The sequence below is a fragment of the Lentzea sp. JNUCC 0626 genome (genome assembly GCF_043632865.1).
Lineage (GTDB): Bacteria > Actinomycetota > Actinomycetes > Mycobacteriales > Pseudonocardiaceae > Lentzea.
Genome location: NZ_CP171635.1, coordinates 1,041,398 through 1,063,182, shown reverse-complemented (window position 1 = coordinate 1,063,182; position 21,785 = coordinate 1,041,398). Strand labels below are relative to the sequence as shown.

At 68.8% G+C, this 21,785-nt stretch carries 22 protein-coding genes; 11 read left to right on the top strand and 11 right to left on the bottom strand.

What is annotated here, in order from left to right:
• Positions 1-50 precede the first annotated feature (50 nt).
• Positions 51-776 carry an HAD family hydrolase gene (locus JNUCC0626_RS04855; RefSeq protein WP_394618434.1) on the top strand — a complete coding sequence of 242 codons (726 nt, stop codon included), beginning with the start codon at positions 51-53 and terminating at the stop codon, positions 774-776.
• Here the strand turns inward: JNUCC0626_RS04855 and kstD are convergent.
• From kstD to JNUCC0626_RS04835, 4 genes are read right to left on the bottom strand one after another with little or no spacing between them, the layout of a single operon-like run.
• Positions 773-2,479: a 3-oxosteroid 1-dehydrogenase gene (kstD, locus tag JNUCC0626_RS04850; protein WP_394618433.1), complete on the bottom strand. Its 1,707-nt coding sequence runs from the start codon at positions 2,477-2,479 to the stop codon at positions 773-775. The genes JNUCC0626_RS04855 and kstD overlap by 4 nt on opposite strands.
• Positions 2,476-2,928, bottom strand: coding sequence for a pyridoxamine 5'-phosphate oxidase family protein (locus tag JNUCC0626_RS04845; protein WP_394618432.1), 453 nt, complete (start codon positions 2,926-2,928; stop codon positions 2,476-2,478). Before JNUCC0626_RS04845 ends, kstD begins: the two co-directional genes overlap by 4 nt.
• On the bottom strand, positions 2,921-4,429 hold the full coding sequence (locus tag JNUCC0626_RS04840; protein WP_394618431.1) for an acyl-CoA synthetase: 1,509 nt from the start codon (positions 4,427-4,429) through the stop codon (positions 2,921-2,923). The genes JNUCC0626_RS04845 and JNUCC0626_RS04840 overlap by 8 nt, the downstream gene beginning before the upstream one ends.
• 25 nt (positions 4,430-4,454) lie before the next feature.
• Positions 4,455-5,483 carry an LLM class F420-dependent oxidoreductase gene (locus tag JNUCC0626_RS04835; RefSeq protein ID WP_394618430.1) on the bottom strand — a complete coding sequence of 343 codons (1,029 nt, stop codon included), beginning with the start codon at positions 5,481-5,483 and terminating at the stop codon, positions 4,455-4,457.
• A 45-nt stretch (positions 5,484-5,528) separates the two neighbouring features.
• On the opposite strand from JNUCC0626_RS04835, the gene JNUCC0626_RS04830 reads away from it, so the two are divergent.
• The 5 genes from JNUCC0626_RS04830 to JNUCC0626_RS04810 are packed head-to-tail and all read left to right on the top strand — an operon-like array spanning position 5,529 to position 9,978.
• Positions 5,529-6,473 (top strand): Zn-ribbon domain-containing OB-fold protein, encoded by a 945-nt coding sequence (locus tag JNUCC0626_RS04830; protein ID WP_394618429.1) that lies wholly within the window; start codon positions 5,529-5,531, stop codon positions 6,471-6,473.
• A gap of 7 nt (positions 6,474-6,480) precedes the next feature.
• Entirely contained in the window at positions 6,481-7,536 is a 1,056-nt protein-coding gene (locus tag JNUCC0626_RS04825) for a thiolase domain-containing protein (protein ID WP_394618428.1), read from the top strand.
• Positions 7,536-8,678: a thiolase domain-containing protein gene (locus JNUCC0626_RS04820; protein ID WP_394618427.1), complete on the top strand. Its 1,143-nt coding sequence runs from the start codon at positions 7,536-7,538 to the stop codon at positions 8,676-8,678. Before JNUCC0626_RS04825 ends, JNUCC0626_RS04820 begins: the two co-directional genes overlap by 1 nt.
• Positions 8,675-9,535: a TIGR03619 family F420-dependent LLM class oxidoreductase gene (locus tag JNUCC0626_RS04815; protein ID WP_394618426.1), complete on the top strand. Its 861-nt coding sequence runs from the start codon at positions 8,675-8,677 to the stop codon at positions 9,533-9,535. Before JNUCC0626_RS04820 ends, JNUCC0626_RS04815 begins: the two co-directional genes overlap by 4 nt.
• Complete coding sequence (locus JNUCC0626_RS04810; RefSeq protein ID WP_394618425.1) at positions 9,532-9,978, top strand: nuclear transport factor 2 family protein; 447 nt, start codon at positions 9,532-9,534, stop codon at positions 9,976-9,978. The genes JNUCC0626_RS04815 and JNUCC0626_RS04810 overlap by 4 nt, the downstream gene beginning before the upstream one ends.
• Before the next feature lie 290 nt (positions 9,979-10,268).
• Here the strand turns inward: JNUCC0626_RS04810 and JNUCC0626_RS04805 are convergent, their stop codons facing one another.
• Positions 10,269-11,495 carry a cytochrome P450 gene (locus tag JNUCC0626_RS04805; RefSeq protein WP_394618424.1) on the bottom strand — a complete coding sequence of 409 codons (1,227 nt, stop codon included), beginning with the start codon at positions 11,493-11,495 and terminating at the stop codon, positions 10,269-10,271.
• 120 nt (positions 11,496-11,615) lie between these two features.
• On the opposite strand from JNUCC0626_RS04805, the gene JNUCC0626_RS04800 reads away from it, so the two are divergent.
• Complete coding sequence (locus JNUCC0626_RS04800) at positions 11,616-12,743, top strand: steroid 3-ketoacyl-CoA thiolase (protein WP_394618423.1); 1,128 nt, start codon at positions 11,616-11,618, stop codon at positions 12,741-12,743.
• Here JNUCC0626_RS04800 and JNUCC0626_RS04795 read toward each other — a convergent pair.
• The 3 genes from JNUCC0626_RS04795 to JNUCC0626_RS04785 are packed head-to-tail and all read right to left on the bottom strand — an operon-like array spanning position 12,727 to position 15,282.
• Positions 12,727-13,662 (bottom strand): hypothetical protein, encoded by a 936-nt coding sequence (locus JNUCC0626_RS04795; protein ID WP_394618422.1) that lies wholly within the window; start codon positions 13,660-13,662, stop codon positions 12,727-12,729. The genes JNUCC0626_RS04800 and JNUCC0626_RS04795 overlap by 17 nt on opposite strands.
• A gap of 10 nt (positions 13,663-13,672) precedes the next feature.
• A complete protein-coding gene (locus JNUCC0626_RS04790; RefSeq protein WP_394618421.1) occupies positions 13,673-14,527 on the bottom strand; it encodes an SDR family oxidoreductase in 855 nt (284 codons plus the stop codon).
• Positions 14,524-15,282, bottom strand: coding sequence for an SDR family oxidoreductase (locus tag JNUCC0626_RS04785; RefSeq protein ID WP_394618420.1), 759 nt, complete (start codon positions 15,280-15,282; stop codon positions 14,524-14,526). Before JNUCC0626_RS04785 ends, JNUCC0626_RS04790 begins: the two co-directional genes overlap by 4 nt.
• A 63-nt stretch (positions 15,283-15,345) precedes the next feature.
• Here JNUCC0626_RS04785 and JNUCC0626_RS04780 point away from each other — a divergent pair, with 63 nt between their 5' ends.
• Together JNUCC0626_RS04780 and JNUCC0626_RS04775 are read left to right on the top strand one after the other, a co-directional pair.
• Positions 15,346-16,113, top strand: coding sequence for an enoyl-CoA hydratase family protein (locus JNUCC0626_RS04780; protein WP_394618419.1), 768 nt, complete (start codon positions 15,346-15,348; stop codon positions 16,111-16,113).
• Positions 16,088-16,885, top strand: coding sequence for a CoA transferase subunit A (locus JNUCC0626_RS04775; RefSeq protein ID WP_394618418.1), 798 nt, complete (start codon positions 16,088-16,090; stop codon positions 16,883-16,885). The genes JNUCC0626_RS04780 and JNUCC0626_RS04775 overlap by 26 nt, the downstream gene beginning before the upstream one ends.
• Before the next feature lie 43 nt (positions 16,886-16,928).
• Here the strand turns inward: JNUCC0626_RS04775 and JNUCC0626_RS04770 are convergent, their stop codons facing one another.
• Entirely contained in the window at positions 16,929-18,095 is a 1,167-nt protein-coding gene (locus JNUCC0626_RS04770) for an RNA-guided endonuclease InsQ/TnpB family protein (RefSeq protein ID WP_394618417.1), read from the bottom strand.
• A gap of 176 nt (positions 18,096-18,271) precedes the next feature.
• Between JNUCC0626_RS04770 and JNUCC0626_RS04765 the strand changes: the two genes are divergently transcribed.
• Together JNUCC0626_RS04765 and JNUCC0626_RS04760 are read left to right on the top strand one after the other, a co-directional pair.
• Complete coding sequence (locus JNUCC0626_RS04765; RefSeq protein WP_394618416.1) at positions 18,272-18,985, top strand: CoA-transferase subunit beta; 714 nt, start codon at positions 18,272-18,274, stop codon at positions 18,983-18,985.
• Entirely contained in the window at positions 18,982-20,031 is a 1,050-nt protein-coding gene (locus tag JNUCC0626_RS04760) for an NAD(P)H-dependent flavin oxidoreductase (RefSeq protein WP_394618415.1), read from the top strand. The genes JNUCC0626_RS04765 and JNUCC0626_RS04760 overlap by 4 nt, the downstream gene beginning before the upstream one ends.
• On the opposite strand, the gene JNUCC0626_RS04755 is transcribed toward JNUCC0626_RS04760, so the two are convergent.
• Positions 20,015-21,160, bottom strand: a complete 1,146-nt coding sequence (locus tag JNUCC0626_RS04755) for an acetyl-CoA C-acetyltransferase (RefSeq protein ID WP_394618414.1) — start codon at positions 21,158-21,160, stop codon at positions 20,015-20,017. The two genes, JNUCC0626_RS04760 and JNUCC0626_RS04755, sit on opposite strands and share 17 nt — an antisense overlap.
• Before the next feature lie 24 nt (positions 21,161-21,184).
• Positions 21,185-21,781: a TetR/AcrR family transcriptional regulator gene (locus JNUCC0626_RS04750; RefSeq protein WP_394618413.1), complete on the bottom strand. Its 597-nt coding sequence runs from the start codon at positions 21,779-21,781 to the stop codon at positions 21,185-21,187.
• Positions 21,782-21,785: the final 4 nt, after the last annotated feature.

The window sequence follows — 21,785 nt, the reverse complement described above, 5'->3', positions numbered from 1 at the left end:
CGGGGCGCTTGATCATTTGCACCCGCAGTTGCCAGGCCCAGGAGGCGCGCGTGGTGCGACCGGTCGTCATCATCGACCTCGACGACTGCCTGATCCCGGACGGCGCGGCGGCACGTGCCGCCATCGCCGCGGTGCTCGGTGAGCTCTCGATCCCGGCGACCGAACGGGCGATCGACGTCGTGCTGGCCGCCGCGCGACGGGAGTGGCGCGACATCCGGACCGTCACGCACCGCGAGGTCGAACGGGTCGCGTCCTGGGAGGCTTTGTGGGCCGACTTCCACGAACTGCCGATGCCGCGCGAGACCGTCGAAGCGTTGGTGGGCAACGACGTGCGGGCGTGGCGACTGGCTTTGGCAGACCTGGGGAGCGCGGCGGACGCTCAGACGGCCGCGCTGGCGTTCCGGCGACTGCGCTGCGCGCTGGTGCGGCCGTTCCCCGGCGTCGAGTCCGCTTTGGACTCACTGGCCGAACGGCACGAGCTGTGGCTCGCCACCGACGGCTGCCGGTCGTTGCAACGCCAGAAGATCCGGCTGTCGGGCCTCGCCGACCGGTTCGCGCGGGTGTTCGTGTCGGGTGAGGTCGGGCATCCCAAGGGCACGCCGGGGTTCACCGACGCGGTGCGCGAGGCGTTGACGGACGGGCGGACGGTCTGCTTCGTGACCGGGGACAGCCTCACCACCGATCTCCTGCTGGCGGAGACCGGTGGCTGGCCGTTCGTGCAGGTCGGCGCCGCGCTGACGTTCGCCGACGTGCCCGCGCACTGCAGCTGCGACTAGAGATCGTTGGCCGCGATGTACCCGAACGTCATGGCGGGCCCGATGGTCGAACCCGCCCCGGCGTAGCTGCGGCCCATGACGGCCGAACTCACGTTGCCCGCCGCGTACAGGCCGGGGATCACCGAGCCGTCCGGCCGCAGCACGCGCGCACGGGCGTCCGTGACGAGCCCGCCCTTGGTGCCGAGGTCGCCGGGCACGATCTTGAACGCGTAGAACGGCGCCAGCCACAGCGGGGCGAGGCACGAGTTCGGGAAGACGGCCGGGTCGGTGTAGTAGTGGTCGTAGGCGCTGTCGCCGCGGTGGAAGTCCGCGTCGCGGCCGGTCATGGCCTGGCCGTTGAAGCGGCTGACGGTCGACCTCAGGTTCGCGCCGGGCACGCCGATGGCCGAGGCGAGGCCGTCCAAGGACCAGTTCTTCACCACCGCGCCGGACTGGTACCAGCCGTCCGGGAGCGGCAAGGTCGGCGCCACGTCGGCGAAGAGGTACCTGTTGCGGTAGTTCTGGTCAACGATGAGCCACGCCGGGATGCACGGGTCGGTCGGGTTCTTGTCGTACATCGTGTGCACGACGTCGCTGTACGGCCCGGCCTCGTTGACGAAGCGCCTGCCCGCCGCGTTGATCATCAGGCCGCCGGGCAGCGTGCGTTCGGCGAGGCAGAAGTACGGCGAGCCGGGCGTCGGGATGGCCGGACCCCACCAGGCGTCGTCCATCAGGTCCACCGCCGCACCGGCCCGCAGGCCCGCGCGGTGGCCGTCGCCGGTGTTCTCGCGAGCGCCGACCGTCCACTGAGTACCGATCGGCTGGCGCTGGTACTGGGCGCGCATCGCCGCGTTGTGCTCGAAGCCGCCGGAACCCATGATCACGCCACGGCGTGCGCGCACGACACCGCGAGACGTCACGACACCCCGCACCGCGCCGTTTTCCACGACCAGATCCTCAAGACCGGTGTTCAGCCACACCGGCACCCCCGACTGCAGGAGCCCCGCCCGCAGCCCACCGGCGAGCGCCTGGCCCATCGTCAACGGCTTCTGGCCCGCCAGCGCGGCCGCCGTGCCTCGGGCGAGAGCAGCGGCCGCCGTCGCCGCGCCCTTCGCGTTCACCAGAGCCAGGGCGAGCCACTTGTAGTCGGCGCCGTAGATCACCAGGCCGGCGGGCGGGGTCAGGTAGGGGGCGTTCAGGTTGGCCAGTTCCGCGCCGAGGACGCGGCCGTCGAGCATCTCGGGTTCGATCGAACGGCCCTTCGCGATGCCGCCCGGCAGTTCCGGGTAGTAGTCGCTGTAGCCGTCCATGTGCCGGAACCGCAACGGGCTGTTGCGCATGACGAACGAGATCATCTGCGGCCCGTGCGCGAGGTAGGCCTGCTGGCGCACCAACGGGATGTCGCCGACGACCGCCGCCATGTACTGCGCGGCCTTCGCGGGGGTGTCCGGGATGCCGGCGGCGAGGATCACCTCGTTGTTCGGGATCCAGATGCCCGCGCCGGACCGGGCCGCCGAACCGCCGTACGTCGGCGCCTTCTCGACGACCACGCAGCTCAGGTCGCGCTTGGCGGCGGTCAGCGCGGCGGTCATGCCCGCCGCACCGGCGCCCACCACCACGACGTCGAACTCGCCGAGGTCGGCGGAGGCGGTAGAAGGTTTGACCAGTCCCGAAGCCAGCGCGAGCCCGGCTCCGGCGAGCACCTGACGGCGGTTCAGGGTCACGGTGTCACTCCCGACATCGTCTTCCGATGGTCCCAGCTGGCGGTCTTGGTCGGACGGAAGATCACGGCGGCCCGCCGCGCCATCGCCTTCTTCAACGCCTCACGGGCGGCCGGGTCGTCGCCGACCTCCCCGAAGTTGCGCGCCACCACCGCGTCCACGACCGGGCCGAGGTCGGTGAACTCGGTGACGCCCTCCATGTGCACGCCGCGCAACTGGTCGTAGGACTCCCCCGCCTCGGCCAGCACGCTGCAGCGCGGATCCCGTTGCAGGTTCAGGATCTTCTGCGACTTGCGGTCCGTGCAGAACACGATCTCGCCGTCCACCCACGCGAACCACATCGGCGCGAGGTGCGGCAGGCCGTTGCGGCCGATGGTGGCCACGATCAACGTCTTCTGCCCGCGCAGGAACTCCTCGACCTCGGCGGCCGACATCCTGATCGCGTCACGCATCGCGCAGCTTCCGCTTGTACAGCTTGCCGTTCGGGTCGCGTGGCAGCTCGGCCAGGTATTCAACGGTCCGCGGCAGCTTGAACTTCGCGAGCCTCGTCCGGGCGAACTCCAGCAGTTCCTCGGTCAACGCGTCGTCGCCGGTCACCCCGTCCGTCGGCTGCACCACCGCCTTGATCGCCTCGCCCCAGTCCGGGTGCGGCACGCCGAACACGGCCACGTCCGCGACCTTCGGGTGGCAGATCAGCTCGCCCTCGATCTCGGCCGGGTAGATGTTCACCCCGCCGGAGATGATCATGTCGTTCTTGCGGTCGCACAGGAACAGGTAGCCGTCCTCGTCGAGATACCCGATGTCCTGCAACGTGAACAGCTTGCCGACGCGCGCGGCCCGGGTCTTCTCGGCGTCCTTGTGGTACTCGAACGTCGAGGTACCCATCCGCATGTAGACGAGCCCCTGCTCCCCCACCGGCAGCTCGGTGCCGTCCTCGCCGAGGATCTTGATCTCCGACGTCGGCCACGGCAGCCCGACGGATCCGGGCTTCTTCAGCCACTCGGTCGCGCTGATCGCGGTGCCGCCGCCCTCGGTGGCCGCGTAGTACTCGATCACGACCGGCCCCCACCAGTCGAGCATGCGGCGCTTGACCTCCAGCGGGCACGGCGCCGCGCCGTGGATCATCGACCGCAGCGACGACATGTCGTAGCGCGCCTTGACGTCGTCCGGCAGTGCGAGCAACCGGTGGAACTGGGTCGGCACCATGTGGCTGTGGGTGACCTTGTGGCGTTCGATCAGCCGCAGCATCTCCTCGGGCGCCCAGTGGTCCATCAGCACCGCGGTGTGGCCCAGCTGGATCGAGATGGTCACGAAGTTCAGCACGGCCGTGTGGTAGAGCGGTGATCCGCACAGGTGCACGTGCCCGTCGTGCGGCTTGATCCCGAAGATGCCGAAGAACCACGCGGCGTTCGGGGGCACGTCGTCGGGATCGGCGCCCGTCAACGGCCTGCGCACGCCCTTCGGCCGTCCTGTGGTGCCGGAGGTGTAGAGCATCGGTGACCCGGTGGTGCGGCCGTCAGGCCTGCCCTCGCCTTCCCGGAGCTCGCTCAACGGCGTGAACCCGTCGATCTCCCCGACCGCGAACCGGGCTTGCGCGGGAAGACTCGCGGCGGCCTCCACGGCGGCCGCCGCGAACCGTTCGTGGGCCACGACGGCCTTGGCACCGCTGTCCTGCACGAGGTACGCGACCTCGGCCCCGGTCAGGTGCCAGTTGGCCATCACGACGTAGAGGCCCGTCTGGTAAGCGGCGAAGTAGACCGCCACCAGTTCGGCGCTGTTGGGCAGCATCAGCACGATGCTGTCGCCCGGTTGCAGGCCCAGGGCCCGGAACCCGCGGCCGTAGCGGTTCGCGGCGCCCGCGAGCTCGGAGTAGGTGATCTCGCGACCACTCGGATCGACCAGCGCGGTCAGGTCCGGCTGATCGGCAGCGATGTTCCAGAGTCCTGTGACCACACCCTCAAAGTAGAACGCGTTTCACCTACTGACAAGCCTCCGCGACGGCCTTGATCGAGGCAACGTCACGACAGCCGACGAGCAGCGTCGTGACACCCGCCTTCTCCCATCGCCGGACCTCCTCGCGCACCTGCTCGGCCGTCCCGACGATGCTGATCTCGGACACCAGCTCGTCCGGAACCACCTGCGCCGCCTCGTCCTTGCGTCCTGCCTGGAAGAGCTTGCCGATGTCCTGCACGACCTCGCCGTAGCCCATGCGCGTGAACACCTCGGCGTGGAAGTTCATCCCGGGCGCGCCCATTCCGCCGATGTACAAAGCGACGAAGGGCTTCAGCATCGCCCGGACGGACGCCGGATCGTCCGTCACGACGACCTGGCACGTGGCCGCGACCTCGAAGTTCTCCCTGCTGCGGCCCGACTTGGCGAACCCCTCGTCGAGCCATTCGTTGTACATGTCGGCGAGCCGGGGCGCGTAGTAGATGGCGAGCCACCCGTCCGCGATCTCCGACGTCAGCGCGACGTTCTTCGGCCCCTCCGCACCCAGCCAGATGGGCAGGTCAGCGCGCAGCGGATGGGTGATGGGCTTCAACGGCTTGCCGAGCCCCAGCGCCCCCGGCCCCTGGTAGGGCAACGGGTAGTGCGGCCCGTCGTTGCGCACGGGCGCCTCGCGGGCCAGCACCTGCCGCAGGATCGACACGTACTCCCTGGTCCTGGCAAGGGGTTTCGCGAACGGCCGCCCGTACCAGCCCTCCACGACCTGCGGCCCGGACACCCCGAGCCCGAGGATGAACCGCCCGCCGGAGAGGTGGTCCAGCGTCAGCGCGTGCATCGCGCAGGCGGCCGGCGTGCGTGCCGACATCTGCACGACGGACGTCCCGAGCCGCACCCTCGAAGTCTCGGATCCCCACCACGCCAACGGGGTGAACGCGTCCGAGCCCCACGCCTCGGCGGCGAACACCGCGTCGAAGCCGAATTCCTCCGCCGCCGCCACGAGTTCGGCGGCGTTCTGAGGCGGACCGGCGCCCCAGTACCCGAGCTGCAGACCGAGCTTCATGCACCCATCTTGCCACCATTTCGAGAACCTGTTTCACTTTGATCTGTGACTCGGCCGCTGAGTGCTCCGCTCGACGTTGGCTTCGACTACACGCGCTCGCTCGGCCCGACGCTGGGCCGGTTCCTCTCGGATCTGCGCCGCCGCAAGGTGACCGGGATCCGCGGCAGCGACGGGCGTGTGCACGTGCCGCCGCTCGAGTACGACCCCGTGACCGCCGAACGCCTCCACGAGTTCGTGGACGTGGCGGCGACCGGTGTCGTGCGCGGGTGGTCGTGGATTCCCGAGCCCCTCGAAGGACAGCCGCTCGACCGGCCGTTCGCGTGGGCGCTCATCCAGCTCGACGGCGCGGACACCTCGCTGCTGCACGCCGTCGACGCCGGCACCCCGGACCAGATCTCCACCGGCGCGCGCGTCCGGGTGCGATGGCGCGACGAACGCGTCGGCGCGATCACCGACATCGAGTGCTTCGAGCTCTCGGACGAGCCCGCTGACGAGCCGGTGGAAGCGGACGACGTCACGATGGTGACCACCCCGGTCAACCTGCACTACACGCACTCGGCGTCGCCGACCGAGGACCCGTTCCTGCGCGGCCTCATGGAGGGCAGGCTGCTCGGCCAGCGCTGCCCGTCGTGCGAGAAGGTCTACTTCCCGCCGCGCCCGGCGTGCCCGACCGACGGCGTGCCGACGACCGACCAGGTCGAGCTCGCCGACCACGGCACGATCACGACGTACTGCGTGGTCAACGTCCCGTTCCTGGGCCAGCGCATCCCACCGCCGTATGTCTCGGCGTACGTGCTGCTCGACGGCGCGGACATCCCGTTCCTGCACCTGCTGCTCGGCGTCGCACCGGAGGACGTGCGGATGGGCATGCGCGTCGAGGCCGTGTGGAAACCGCGCGAGGAGTGGGGCCCGACGATGCAGAACATCGACCACTTCAAGCCGTCCGGCGAGCCGGACGCGCCGTTCGACTCCTACTCCCAGCACCTGTGAGGCTCGCGTGCGTGACATTGCGGTAGTCGGCTTCGCGCAGACGCCCTGCGTGCGCGAGACCGATGGCACCACCAACGGTGTCGAGATGCTGGTCCCGATCTTCCACGAGGTGCTCGGTGGCCTCGGGCTCACCAAGACCGACATAGGGTTCTGGTGCTCCGGCTCCTCCGACTACCTGGCGGGCCGCGCGTTCTCGTTCGTCTCCGCGGTCGACGCGATCGGCGCGTTCCCGCCGATCGCCGAGTCGCACGTCGAGATGGACGCCGCGTGGGCGTTGTACGAGGCGTGGGTGAAGCTGCTCTGCGGCGAGATCGACACCGCCCTCGTCTACGGCTTCGGCAAGTCCTCCGCCGGTGAGTTGCGGCGCGTCATGGCGATGCAGCTCGACCCGTACCTCGTCACTCCACTGTGGCCGGACACCCTCGGGCTCGCGGGCATCCAGGCGCGGATGGGCATCGAGAACGGCCTGTGGGACGAACGCGCGATGGCCGCCGTGGCCGCGCAGAGCCGAAAGTCCGCTCTCTCGAACCCACTGGCCCAGCTCTCGGGTGAGGTCGACGCCGACGAGCTGTTGTCGCTGCCCTACGTCGCAGATCCGTTGCGCCGTCACGACTGCGCCCCGATCACCGACGGCGCGGCCACGATCGTGCTGGCCGCCGGCGACCGCGCCCGCGAACTGTGCGAACGCCCGGCGTGGATCACGGGCTTCGAGCACCGCACCGACTCGCCGTCGTTCGGCACCCGCGACCTCACGACGTCACCTTCGGCGGTGGCCGCAGGCAAGGCGGCGGGCGCGGGCGGCGTCCAGGTGGCCGAGCTGCACGCGCCGTTCACCCACCAGGAAATCCTGCTGCGCCAAGCCCTCGGCCTCGGCGACGACGTGATCGTCAACCCGTCCGGCGGCGTCCTGGCGGGCAACCCGATGTTCTCCGCCGGCCTGGCCCGCATCGGCGAGGCCGCCCGTCGCATCCACGACGGCACGGCGTCGAAGGTCCTGGGCCACGCCACCGGCGGCCCCCTCCTGCAACAGAACCTCGTCTGCGTCATGGAAGGGCGTGCGTGATGCGACCGGCAGCAGTGGTCGGCACCGGCCAGACGCACCACGCGGCCAAGCGCCTCGACGTGTCGATGGCGGGCCTGTGCCGCGAGGCGATCGACCGAGCGATGGCCGACGCGAACGTCGACTGGTCCGACATCGACGCCGTGGTCCTCGGCAAGGCACCGGACCTGTTCGAGGGCGTCATGATGCCCGAACTCTTCCTGGCCGACGCCCTGGGCGCCGTCGGCAAACCGTTGCTGCGCGTGCACACCGCCGGCTCGGTGGGCGGCAGCACCGGCAACGTGGCCGCGTCCCTGGTCCAGTCCGGCGTGCACAACCGAGTGCTCGCCGTGGCGTTCGAGAAGCAGTCCGAGTCGAACGCCATGTGGGCGCTGTCCGTCCCCACCCCGTTCACCATGCCGGTGCACGCGGGCGCGGGCGGCTACTTCGCCCCGCACGTGCGTTCCTACATCCGCCGGGCGGGCGCCCCCGAACACGTGGGCGCGATGGTGGCCGCCAAGGACCGCCGCAACGGCGCTCTCAACCCGTACGCGCACCTCAAACAACCGGACATCACCGTCGAGTCCGTCCAGGCCTCCACCATGTTGTGGGACCCGATCCGCTACGACGAGACGTGCCCGTCCTCCGACGGCGCCTGCGCGGTGGTGATCTCGTCCGAACCCACCTCGGGCAAATCGGCCTGGATCCGCGCGACGGCGATGCGCACCGAGCCGACGACGTTCGCGGGCCGCGACCAGGTCAACCCGCAGGCAGGCCAGGACGCCGCCCGCGCGTTGTGGAAGCAGGCGGGCATCACCGACCCGCTGTCCGAAGTGGACGCGGCCGAGATCTACGTCCCGTTCTCCTGGTTCGAACCGATGTGGCTCGAGAACCTGGGCTTCACCGACATCGGCCAGGGCTGGAAGCTCACGGAGGCAGGCGAAACCGCCCTCGGCGGCCGCCTCCCGGTGAACCCGAGCGGCGGTGTCCTCTCGTCCAACCCGATCGGCGCCTCCGGTCTGCTCAGGTTCGCCGAGGCCGCCATGCAGGTCATGGGCACCGCCGGAGACCACCAGGTAGACGGCGCGCGAGTAGCACTGGGCCACGCCTACGGCGGCGGCTCGCAGTTCTTCGCCATGTGGGTAGTCGGATCGGAGAAGCCGTGAAGTTCACCGTAGGCATCGCCATGAGCCCGCTCGACCAACTGACCGAGCTGGCCCAATGCGCCGAGGAGTGCGGCTACGCCTCGATAGCGCTCCCGGACTCCCTCTTCTTCTCCGAGAAGGTCTCCGCCGACTACCCGTACACCCCGGACGGCTCCCGGATGTGGAACGCCGACACCCCGTGGGTGGACCCGTTCGTAGCGGCAGCGGCCATGGGCGCCGTGACCTCGAGCATCCACTTCTACACCCAGGTCCTGAAACTGGGCTCCCGCAACCCACTCCTCCTGGCCCGCCAGGTCGGCTCCGTAGCCCACATGACCGGCAACCGCTTCGGCTTCGGCGTGGGCCTCGGCTGGTCCCCCGAGGAGTTCGAGTGGTGCGGCGTCCCGTTCAAGAACCGCGGCCCGCGCGTCGACGAGATGATCGACATCCTCAAACTCGTACTGGCCGGCGGCATGGTCGAGTACCACGGCGACTACTTCGACTTCGACCGCCTGCAGATGTCCCCGGCCCCCACCTCCCCGGTCCCGTTCTACGTGGGCGGCCACACCCCGGCGGCCCTGAAGCGCGCGGCCCGAGTGGGCGACGGCTGGACCTCGGCAATGATCAAGTTCGAGGAACTCAAGTCCGTCATCGCCACCCTCGACGACCTGGGCGCCTTCGAGCGCCCGTTCGAAATCCAGGCCGTCTGCATCGACCGCTTCGGCCTCGACGGCTACAAACAACTCGCCGAGGTGGGCGTGACCGACACGATCGTCGTCCCGTGGCTGTTCTACGGCGTCGGCTTCGACGGCACCCTCCAGGCCAAAAAGGACGGACTTCGGCGCTTCGCCGACGAGGTGATCGGAGAGCTCGCGTGACCACAGAAGCAGTGACCTGGACAGCGTCCAAGACCGAAACCCCGGCCCGAGTGGCCTCCTGGCGTTCCATGGAAGCCGTGTCGAGCGGCAAGAAGGACGAGTGGCTCGCCCTGTTCGCCGAGGACGCCGTCGTCGAGGACCCGGTGGGGCCGTCGATGTTCGACGCCGAGGGCAAGGGCCACCACGGCAAGGAGGCGATCGCGGCGTTCTGGGACCTCGCGATCGCCAACGTGGAGCGGTTCGAGTTCGCGATCCACGACTCGTTCGCGGCAGGCAGCGAGTGCGCGAACGTGGGGACGATCAGCGCGTTCCTCCCCGGCAACGCCCGCGTCGACACCGAAGGAGTGTTCGTCTACAACGTGGGCGAGGACGGCCTGATCAAGTCGATGCGCGCCTTCTGGGAAACCGAACGCGCCATGGCCACGCTCCGTGTGGAGACCTGACACCGCACACAAGTGCGCCCTCCACTCACGGGTGGAGGGCGCACTTGCATGTCGAACGCAGGCCAGCCGAACGCAAGGCCGAAGGCGAGCCGTCCCTCTTCTCAGCTCCGGGTAAGCGGTATCGGTGACGTACCAACGCAACTCAGCCACGTACGCGTGGGATTGGGGCTTGACTTTGGGTGCGAGGTGCTACCACTCGTGGCTCGGCCGGGCGCTTTTCAGCCCGGCCTTTCCGGTCCGTGAAGCGCCTCGCAAGGGCCCCGAAGTCAAGCCCCAATCCCTGGTGACCCTCACGCGTACTGAACCCGGAACTCCTTGATCCCGTTGAGCCACCCCGACCGCAACCGCCGAGGCTCAGCAACCTGCCGGATGTCCGGCATGGCATCAGCAATGGCGTTGAAGATCAGATCAATCTCCAACCGGGCAAGGTTGGCCCCGATGCAGAAGTGCGCCCCACTCCCCCCGAACCCGAGATGCGGGTTCGGATCCCGAGTGATGTCAAACCTCTCCGGCGCCTCAAAGACTTCCTCGTCGAAGTTGGCAGACGAGTAGAACATCCCCACCCGCTGCCCAGCCTTGATCTCCACCCCACCCAGCGAGGTATCAGCCATGGCCGTGCGCTGGAACGAAACCACCGGCGTGGCCCACCGAACGATCTCATCCCCAGCTGTAGCCGGCCGCGAAGCCTTGAACAACTCCCACTGCTCAGGATGATCGAAGAACGCCTTCATCCCATGAGTGATCGCATTCCGAGTGGTCTCGTTCCCAGCCACGGCCAGCAACAACACGAAGAACCCGAACTCCTCGGAAGCCAGCCCGGCCCCGTCCACATCGGCCTGCACCAGCTTCGTCACGATGTCCGACCGCGGACACTTCCGCCGATCCTCAGCCATGGTCCACGAGTACCCGAGCAACTCGGTGGCCGCGGTCAACGGCTCGATCTCGAACTCGGGGTCGTCGTAAGCGATCATCTGGTTGGACCAGTCGAAGATCTTCCGCCGGTCGTCCTGCGGGATCCCGATCAACTCTGCGATGGCCTGCAACGGCAACTCACAGGCGACGTCCGAGACGAAGTCCCCACTCCCCTTCTCCAACGCCTCCGCCACGATCCGCTCAGCCCGAGAGGCCAACGCCTCCCGCAGCGAGTTGACGGCACGAGGCGTGAAGCCTCGGGAGATGATCCCGCGCACCTTGGTGTGCGTCGGCGGGTCCATGTTCAGCAACAGCAGCCGCTGCATCTCGATGTTGTCGCGCGGCATGTCCTCCTTGAACCGGATGATCGCCGTGTTCTCGCGACTGGAGAACAGCTCGCTGTTGCGCGAGATCTCCTTGACGTCCCGGTGCTTCGTCACCACCCAGAAGCCGTCGTCGGGGAACCCCGCCGAGCCCTGGGGGATGGAGTTCCACCAGATCGGCGCGGTCCGGCGCAGTTCGGCGAACTCCTCGAACGGCAGCCGACTCGCGTACATGTCGGGGTCGGTGAAGTCGAAGCCTTCCGGGATGCGGGGCTTGCTCACAGGCACCTCCTAGGTGGAACGCGTTCTATCCGATTCAAACACGCTTGCGGCTTGTGCTGAAGCCCCCACACGGCCAATCTGGAGTCAGGCAGGAACGTGTTCTAGTTTTGGGAGGCTCGCGTGGGCAGTCCGGTGATCGTGGGAGCGGTGCGCACGCCCATCGGCAGGAGGAACGGGTGGTTGTCCGGCCTGCACGCCGCCGAACTCCTCGGTGCGGCGCAGCGAGGACTTCTTGACAGGACCGGCGTTGATCCGTCCACGATCGAACAAGTCATCGGTGGCACCGTCACCCAGGCGGGCGAGCAGTCGAACAACATCACCAGGACGGCGTGGCTGCACGCGGGCCTGCCGCAGACCACCGGCTGCATGACCGTCGACGCCCAGTGCGGATCGGCGCAGCAGTCCACGCACCTCATCGCCGGACTCATCGCGGCCGGGGCGATCGACGCCGGGATCGCGTGCGGGGTCGAGGCGATGAGCCGGGTTCCGCTGCGCTCCAACGTCGGCGAGACCGGCATGCCGCGGCCCGAGTCGTGGGCGATCGACCTGCCCAACCAGTTCGTGGCCGCCGAACGGATCGCCGAGCGCCGCGGCATCGGGCGCGAGGAGGTCGACCGGTTCGGGGTGCAGTCGCAGAACCGGGCGCGCAACGCCTGGGCCGCAGGGCGGTTCACCGCCGAGGTCGTGCCGGTGAAGGTCGGCGAGGAACTCGTGGACACCGACCAGGGGCTCAGGGAGACCAGCCTCGAAGCACTCGCCGCGCTCAAGCCGGTCGTCCCCGACGGCGTGCACACCGCCGGAACGTCGTCGCAGATCTCGGACGGCGCCTCAGCCGTCATGGTGGTCAGCGAGGAGTTCGCCCAAGCCCACGGACTCACCCCACGAGCACGCATCGTCACCCAGTGCCTGATCGGCTCGGACCCCTACTACCACCTCGACGGCCCGGTCGACGCCACCGCGCGACTCCTCCAACGCAGCGGCATGAAGATGGCCGACATCGACCTGTTCGAGGTCAACGAGGCGTTCGCGTCCGTCGTGCTGTCGTGGGCGTCGGTGCACCGCCCGAACCTCGACCGGGTCAACGTCAACGGCGGCGCGATCGCGATCGGTCACCCCGTCGGCAGCACCGGCACCCGGCTGATCACGACCGCCCTGCACGAGTTGGAGCGCCGGGACGCCTCCACCGCGCTCATCACCATGTGCGCGGGCGGCGCGCTGGCCACCGGCACGATCATCGAACGGATCTGAACGGGTACCTCGCCCGCCGAGACTCGTGCTGGAACCGGCGGTAGAAGTCCTTCATCACCGCCGCGACGTCGTTGTGGCGCAGCAACACCGCGGCGATTCGCGGCGGCACGCCCTCCACCCGAAGCTGATACGCGAACCACCACACCAGGTGCGTGACGGTGTAGTGGCGGTCGTAGTCCTGGTGTTCGGCGAAGAACGCGATCTCCTCCTCACCCAACTCGAACGACGAGGAGATCGCGAGGCCGTAGTCGGCGAAGTACAGGCGCGAGCCGTCGGTCAGGACGTTCTGGAAGTGGCCGTCGAAGTGCAGCAGGCCGCGGGAGTTCATGAACTCCACCCCGGCCGCCAGCTCCCGTTCGACCATCTCGCAGGCACTCTCGAAATCGTCGCACGCGTTCAGCCAGTCGTGCAGGTTGTGCGGAAAGCACTCCAGGAACAGCGCGATGCTCGACGTCGACGCGCGCAGGTCCTCGATGCGGGGCGCGACCTCCGGTCCCCAGTAGTCGACGGCCTGCTCCAGCTCCGCGGGCAACGTCTGGTCCGGGTGCGGCAGGACGCGCCAGTGGTACGTCAGCGGGAAGCCGTCGTACGAGCCGTCCAGCACCCAGCCGGTGGTCATCTCGTGCACGGCGACCTCACGCCACGCCCCGAAACCCGCCGCGCCGATCAACCCGACCCCGTAATGCGCGTGCATCGGCAGGTCGTAGAGGTTCGCCGTCGAACCGGGGAGGCGCAGCTCCAGGTCGGTCAGCGGCAACCGCTTCACGAACACCCTCGTACCCGCGACCTCCAGCAACGCGGTCGGCCCGCCGATGCCCGAACCGGCCGGCTCGTCCCGTTCCAGCAGCTCGGCCAGCTCCTCGTCGCCCAGGCGCGCCAAGGCGGCAGAGATGGTGGCGTACGTGGCGAGGCGGGTCACATGATCGAAGTTACTCGGCCCCGTAGACCGGCGTCGGATGATCGTCCGTCACCAGCTTGCGCACCACCGCGCCCAGCTCGTCCGGCGACCACCGGGCCCCCTTGTCGATCTCCGGCCCGCGCTGCCACCCGTGCACCACGCACACCCGCCCGCCGTCGACCTCGAACATCCGGCCCGTAACGTCCCCGGCCTCCTCGCTGCCGAGCCACACCACCAAAGGCGACACGTTCTCCGGCGCCATCGCGTCGAACCCCGAAGCCGGCGCCGCCATCATGTCCGCGAACGTCGCCTCGGTCATCCGCGTCCGCGCGGCGGGTGCGATCGCGTTGACCGTGACGCCGTAACGAGCCAGTTCCGCCGCCGCGACCAGCGTCAACGAAGCGATGCCCGCCTTGGCCGCCGAGTAGTTCGCCTGACCGACGCTGCCGAAGAGCCCTGCCCCGGACGACGTGTTGATCACCCGGCCGCTCACCGCCCCGCCCGCCTTCGCCACGGCACGCCAATGCGCGGCGGCGTGGTGCAACGTCGCGAAGTGCCCCTTCAGGTGCACGCGGACGACCTCGTCCCACTCGTCCTCGCCGCACCCCACCACCATCCGGTCGCGCACGATGCCGGCGTTGTTCACCAGCACGTCCAGACCGCCGAACGCCTCCACCGCGGCCGAGATCAACCGCTGCGCACCGGACCACGTCCCCACGTCGTCGGTGTTCACGATCGCGGTGGGCCCGATCGACGCGGCCACCTCGCCCGCGACCTCGGCCGACAGGTCGTTCACCACGACCCGTGCGCCCGAAGCGCCGAACGCCAGCGCGTGCGCCCGGCCGATACCCCGCCCCGCGCCCGTCACGATCACGACCCGGCTCATGAAGTCCCCTCATCGGCAGCGGTCAGGAACGCGGGTGCCTCTCCCCCGCCATGCACGACCAACGTCGCACCACTCACGTAAGAGGCCAGCGGTGAAGCCAGGAACACCGCGCACGCACCGACCTCGTCCGGGGAAGCCAGCCGTCCCAACGGCACGGTGCGAGCCACGGCCTCGATCCCGGCCTCCGAGCCGTAGTGCAGATGCGACTGTTCCGTCCGCACCATCCCCACGGCCAGCGCGTTGACCCGCACCTTCGGCGCCCACTCGACGGCCAGGGAAGAAGTCAGACTGTCCAGCCCGGCCTTCGCGGCGCCGTAAGCAGCGGTCCCCGGCGACGGCCGCCGCCCGCTCACGCTGCTGACGTTCACGATCGTCCCGGAACCCTGCTCCTGCATGACGGCGTTCGCCGCCTGCGACACCAGCAAGGGCGCCAGCAGGTTCAGTTCGACGATCTTCGAGTGGAAGCGCGGTGAAGCCTTGTCCGCCAACGCGAACGGCGCACCACCCGCGTTGTTCACCACCACGTCCAACCGCCCGTGCTCCGCCACCACGGCGGCCACCAGCCCGGACACCTGGTCCGCATCCCGGACGTCACACGGCAAGAACGACGCGCCCTCGACCTCGGCGGGTCGACGGGCACACGTGACGACGACAGCGCCTGCCGACAGAAACGCACGGGTGATGCCGAGACCGACACCCCGCACGCCGCCCGTCACCAGGACCACTGCTCCGTCGAGGTCCAGTTCCACATGCACCTACCCCGGTCGCTCCGGCACTGCTAAATTACCAAGCAATCGCTTGGTTCGGAAGGCGGCTCCATGGGAATCTCCAGCAGCCACACCGAAAACGGCATCATCGAAGTCACCATCGACTACCCGCCGGTCAACGCCATCCCGTCGCAGGGCTGGTTCGAACTGGGCAGGGTGATCACCGCGGCGGGCGAGGACCCGGACGCGCGAGTGGTGATCCTCAGGGCCGAGAACCGCGGTTTCTGCGCGGGCGTCGACCTGAAGGAGATCCAGCGCGCCGAGGGCTACAACGCGCTCGTGGCGGCGAACCGGGGGTGCTTCAAGGCTTTCGCGGCCGTGTACGACTGCGAGGTGCCGGTGATCGCCGCGGTGAACGGCTTCTGCCTCGGTGGCGGGGTCGGGCTGGTCGGCAACGCGGACATCATCGTGGCGTCCGACGACGCCACGTTCGGGCTGCCCGAGGTCGATCGAGGGGCACTAGGCGCGGCCACGCACCTGGCCAGGCTCGTGCCGCAGCACCTCATGCGGACGCTGTACTACACAGCCCGCAACGTCAGCGCGCAAACCCTGCACCACCACGGCAGCGTCGTCGAGGTCGTGCCGCGTGCGCAGCTCGACGACGCCGCAAGAGAAATCGCCAACGAGATCGCGAAGAAGGACACCACGGTGATCCGCGCGGCCAAGGAGGCGATCAACGGCATCGACCCGCAGCGCGTGCACCAGAGCTACCGCTTCGAGCAGGGCTTCACCTTCGAGCTGAACCTCACCGGTGTGTCGGACCACGCCCGGCAGGCCTTCCTGGACGGAAACCATGCGCGACAAGCGAATGACAGCTGACGAGGTCGTCGGCGAGATCAAGGACGGGATGACCGTCGGCATCGGCGGCTGGGGCTCGCGGCGCAAGCCGATGACCCTGGTCAAGGCCTTGCTGAGGTCCGAAGCGAAAGACCTCACCGTCGTCACCTACGGCGGCCCGGACGCCGGGTTGCTGTGCGCGGCGGGCAAGGTGCGCAAGCTGGTCTACGGCTTCGTCTCGCTCGACACGATCCCGTACGACCCGTGGTTCAAACGGGCGCGCGAGACGGGTGCGATCGAGGTCCTCGAACTCGACGAGGGCATGTTCCAGACCGGGCTGCGGGCGGCCGCGCACCGGTTGCCGTTCCTGCCGATCAGGGCAGGTCTCGGGTCGGACGTGCTGAAGTACGCGCCGGAACTCAGGACCGTCCGGTCGCCCTACGACGACGGCGAGGAGCTCGTCGCGATGCCGGCGCTCAAGCTCGACGTCGCGCTGGTTCACCTCAACCGTGCGGACAAACACGGCAACGCCCAGTACCTCGGCCCCGACCCGTACTTCGACGACCTGTTCTGCCTGGCCGCCGACCGGCGCTACATCTCGTGCGAGCAGGTCGTGGAGACGTTCGACGGTGCGCCGCAGACGTTGCTGCTCAACCGGATGATGGTCGACGGCGTGGTGGAAGCCCCTGGTGGCGCGGGGTTCACGAGCTGCGTACCCGACTATCCGCGGGACGAGGCGCTGCAACGCGAGTACGCGAACGCCGCCGCGGACCTGGAGCAGTGGCCCGCCTTCTACGAGAGGTTCCTGGGTTGACTTCGCCTCTCCGTGAACGGGAAGACTCCGACGGTTCACACCGTCAGGCTTTCTGCTTCGTCACCGACTGCCCGCCCGGAGTGTTCCGTTGAGGTCTTACACCGGCTCCACAGACCGTCACCGCCAGCCCGGCGGCCAGAATGTTACGTGCCGCGTTCACGTCCCGGTCGTGGGCCACACCACAGCCACAGACCCACGTACGCCTCTGCAGCGGCAGGCTCGCGGCCAGCGCGCCGCAGGCCGAGCACAGCTTGGAGGACGGCAACCAACGGTCGACCGCGATCACGGTGCGGCCGTACCATCGCGCCTTGTACTCCAGCATGCTCCGGAACTGCGACCAGGAAGCGTCACCGATTGCCCTGGCCAGATTGTGATTGGTCATCATGTTGCGAACGGCGAGATCCTCGATCACGAGCGTTTGATTCTCACGCACGAGCCGAGTAGTCACCTTGTGCAGATGATCGCGCCGCCGATCCGCGATCCGCGCATAGGTCCGCGCTACCCGCAGGCGGGCCCTGGCCTGATTGTCACTTCCCTTCTGCTTGCGCGACAACGCGCGCTGGGCGCGGACCAGCCGCTCCCGGTCTCGCCGTTCATGCTGCGGGTTACTGATCTTCTCTCCGGTCGAGAAGATCGGCAAGTGCTCCAGCCCGGCATCGATCCCCACGACCGAATCCACGGCGGGCAATGCTGTCACGCTCGGGTCCTCGCACAGCAGGGACACGAACCAGCGACCGGCAGCGTCACGCGACACGGTCACCGTCGAGGGCACCACGCCGGGTGGCAACGGCCTCGACCACACGATCTCCAGCGGCTCGGCCATCTTCGCCAACGTGACCTGCCCATTGCGGAACCGGAACGCCGAACGCGTGTACTCCGCGCACGCACGGGACCTCTTGCGCGACTTGAACCGTGGATACTTCGCTCGCTTGCCGAAGAAGTTCGTGAACGCCGACTGCAAGTGCCGCAGCGCCTGTTGCAACGGCACACACGACACCTCGTTCAGGAACGCGAGATCCTCATCCTGCTTCCACGTGGTCAGCAGCGCCGACGTATCGACGTAGCCAATCCGCTCGTGCCGAAGCCTCCATGCCTCGGTGCGGGCCTGCAACCCCAAGTTGTAGACCTTGCGAACACACCCGAACGTGCGCGACAACTGCTCCGCCTGCACCTCGGACGGGTAGAAGCGGTACCGGAACGTCCGCTTCACCGACCCACTGGACATTCTCCACAATGTACTCACCCGGATCCTTGGGTTGACGGCAGGGCATTCCCCCAGCGCAGTCGTCCAACTCTGACGACTGATTGCCGCATCACCTCCTGCTTCGCAGGAATTCCGTACCCTCGTCGACCTGAAGAGCCAGGTCTCCAAGAAGGAAGTCTCGGATGAGCGACATCACGCGGGCCGAGGTCTGCGTCGCCGCCTGCGCCGACCTGTTCCTGGGCGCCGGGGAGACCCTCGCCAGCCCGATGGGCCTGATCCCGTCGCTCGGCGCGCGACTGGCGCGGCTCACCACCGAGCCGGACCTGCTGCTCAGCGACGGCGAGGCGTTCCTGCTCACACCTGAGTCCACTGTGGAGGGATGGCTGCCGTACCGGAAGGTGTTCGACGTCGTCGCGCACGGCCGCCGGCACGTCGTGATGGGCGCGAACCAGGTCGACAGGTTCGGCAACCAGAACATCTCCGCGATCGGCGACCACGCGAGACCCACCCGCCAGCTGCTGGGTTTCCGGGGTGCACCGGGCAACACCGTCAACCACCGCACCAGCTACTGGGTGCCGAAGCACAGCCCGCGCGTGCTGGTCGAGGCCGTGGACGTGGTGTCGGGCGTCGGCTACGACAAGGCCGCCGGGCCGTTCCACGACGTCCACCGCGTCGTCACGAACCTCGCCGTGCTCGACTTCGACACCCCTGACCACTCGATGCGGATCGTCTCGGTGCACCCCGGCGTCTCGGTCGACGAGGTGCAGAAGCAGACGTCGTTCGAGCTGATCGCCGAGGACGTCACCGAAACCCGGCTCCCGACCGACGAGGAGCTCGAGCTGATCCGGACCAGGCTCGACCCCGGAGCCAAGCGGGACAAGGAAGTGCCGGCATGAGGACCGCGCTGACGGACCTCGTCGGCGTGCGGCACCCGGTCGTGCAGACCGGGATGGGCTGGGTCGCCGGGCCGAGGCTGGTGTCCGCGACCGCCGAAGCCGGTGGCCTCGGCATCCTCGCCTCGGCCACCATGACCTACCCCGAACTCGAAGCCGCGATCAAGGAGACCCGGTCGCGCACGTCCGCGCCGTTCGGCGTGAACCTGCGCGCGGACGCCCACGACGCCCCGGAACGGATCGACCTGCTGATCCGCGAGGAGGTGAAGGTCGCCTCCTTCGCACTGGCTCCGAAACCGGACATGATCGCGAAGCTGAACGACGCGGGTGTCGTCGTGATCCCGTCGATCGGGGCGGCGAGGCACGCGGAGAAGGTCGCCAAGTGGGGCGCGCACGCCGTGATCGTCCAGGGTGGCGAGGGCGGCGGCCACACCGGCGGCGTCGCCACGACGTTGCTGCTCCCGAGCGTGCTGGACGCCGTCGACATCCCGGTGATCGCGGCCGGTGGCTTCTTCGACGGCCGGGGCCTCGCGGCGGCGCTCGCGTACGGCGCGGCCGGCATCGCGATGGGCACCCGGTTCCTGCTCACCCAGGAGAGCACCGTCCCGGACGCGGTGAAACAGGCCTACCTGCACCGGGATCTCAACGGCACGGTCGTGACGACCCGCGTCGACGGTCTGCCGCACCGCGTCCTGCGCTCGGATCTGGTCGAGCACCTGGAGAAGGCCGGCAAGATCAGCAGCCTCACCAGGGCGATCACGAACGCGGCCAGGTTCCGGCAGCACACCGGGTTGTCCTGGCGCGCGATGATCCGCGAGGGCCTGGCCATGAAGCACGGCAAGGACCTCACGTGGTCCCAGGTGATCATGGCCGCGAACACCCCGATGCTGCTCAGGGCAGGCCTGGTCGAGGGCCGCACCGACGCCGGTGTGCTCGCGTCGGGTCAGGTCGCGGGAATCCTCCACGACCTGCCCACCTGCGCCGAACTCATCGAGACGATCGTCAAGGACGCCGAGACCGCGATCGACCGGCTCAGAGCCGTTCGATGATCGTCACGTTCGCCTGACCGCCGCCCTCGCACATCGTCTGCAGCCCGTACCGGCCACCCGTCCGCTCCAGCTCGTGCAGCAACGTCGTGAAGAGCTTCGTGCCCGTCGCGCCGATCGGGTGGCCCAACGCGAGCGCTCCCCCGTTGACGTTCACCCGGCCCAGGTCGACCTTGAGCTCCTTGGCCCACGCCATCGCGACCGACGCGAACGCCTCGTTGATCTCGAACAGGTCGATGTCCGAAATGGACATCCCGGCCCGGTCGAGCGCGTACTTCGTCGCCCGGATCGGCGCGGTCAGCATGTAGATCGGGTCCGACCCGCGCGCCGAGATGTGGTGCACCCGCGCCCGCGGCGTCAGCTTGTGCTCGCGCACCGCCTGTTCCGACACGACCAGCACCGCCGAGGCGCCGTCGGAGATCTGCGACGACAACGCGGCCGTCGTCCGTCCGCCGGGCCGCAACGATGGCAGCTTCGCCATCTTCTCCGCACTGGTGTCCGGGCGCGGGCACTCGTCGGCCGCGACGCCGTTCACCGGCGCGATCTCCCGGTCGAACCGGCCCTCCTTGATCGCGGTGATCGCCCGGAGGTGGCTTTGCAGCGCGTACTCCTCCATCTCGTGCCGCGACAGGTCCCAGCGCACGGCGATCAGGTCGGCCGCCCGGAACTGGCTGACCTCCTCGTCGCCGTAGCGGTGCTGCCAGCCCTCGCAGCCCTCGAACGGACTGCCCACTCCTGAACTGGCCGTCATGGCCGAGCCGATCGGCACCTGCGACATGTTCTGCACGCCGCCCGCGACCACGACATCCGCCGTGCCGCTCATCACCGCCTGCGCCGCGAAGTGCAGCGCCTGCTGGCTCGACCCGCACTGCCGGTCGACCGTCACGCCCGGCACCTGCTCGGGGAATCCGGCGGCGAGCCAGGACGTCCGCGCGATGTCTCCCGCCTGCGGGCCGACGGTGTCCACGCAACCGAAGATCACGTCGTCCACGTCCGTCGGGTCGACGTCGACGCGGTTGAGCAACGCCGTGATCACGTGCGCGCCGAGATCGGCGGGGTGCACGTGGCTCAGTTCGCCACCACGCCTGCCCGCCGGGGTCCGCACAGCCTCGATGATGTACGCCTCGGCCACGAGGGCCCTCCTTGTCGGTCCTTGCTACGTCTTGGCGTTCTTCCGGCGGCCCGTGGCGATGCCGTCGAGCAGGATCGCGAGGTACTGGTCGGCGATCGCGTCCGCCGCCAGGTCACCCTCCGGCCGGTACCACCGCACAGCCACCCACACCGTGTCGCGGATGAACCGGTACGCCACGTCCACGTCGAGGTCGGCGCGGAACACGCCCGCGCTCATGCCCTCCTCCAGCAGCACCGTCCACAGCTTGCGGAACTCGACGCTGCGGTCCTCGATGTAGGCGAACCGCTCGACGCCGGCGAGGTGCTTGGCCTCGTTCTGGTAGATCGCGACGGCCGCGTGCCGGGTGTCGATCGACTCGAACGACGCCACCACCAGCGCCTTCAGCGTCTGCTTCGGACCGAGACCAGCGTCGACGATCTCCCGGTACGAGCTGAACAGCTCGTCCAGGAACGTCCGCAGGATCTCGTCCACCATCGACTCCTTCGAGTCGAAGTGGTGGTACAGACTGCCGGACAGGATGCCCGCCGCGTCCGCGATGTCCCTCACCGTCGTCTGGCCGTAGCCGCGTTCGGCGAACATCTGCGCGGCGAGCTCCAGCAGCTCGGCCCTCCGGGTGCTCATCGTT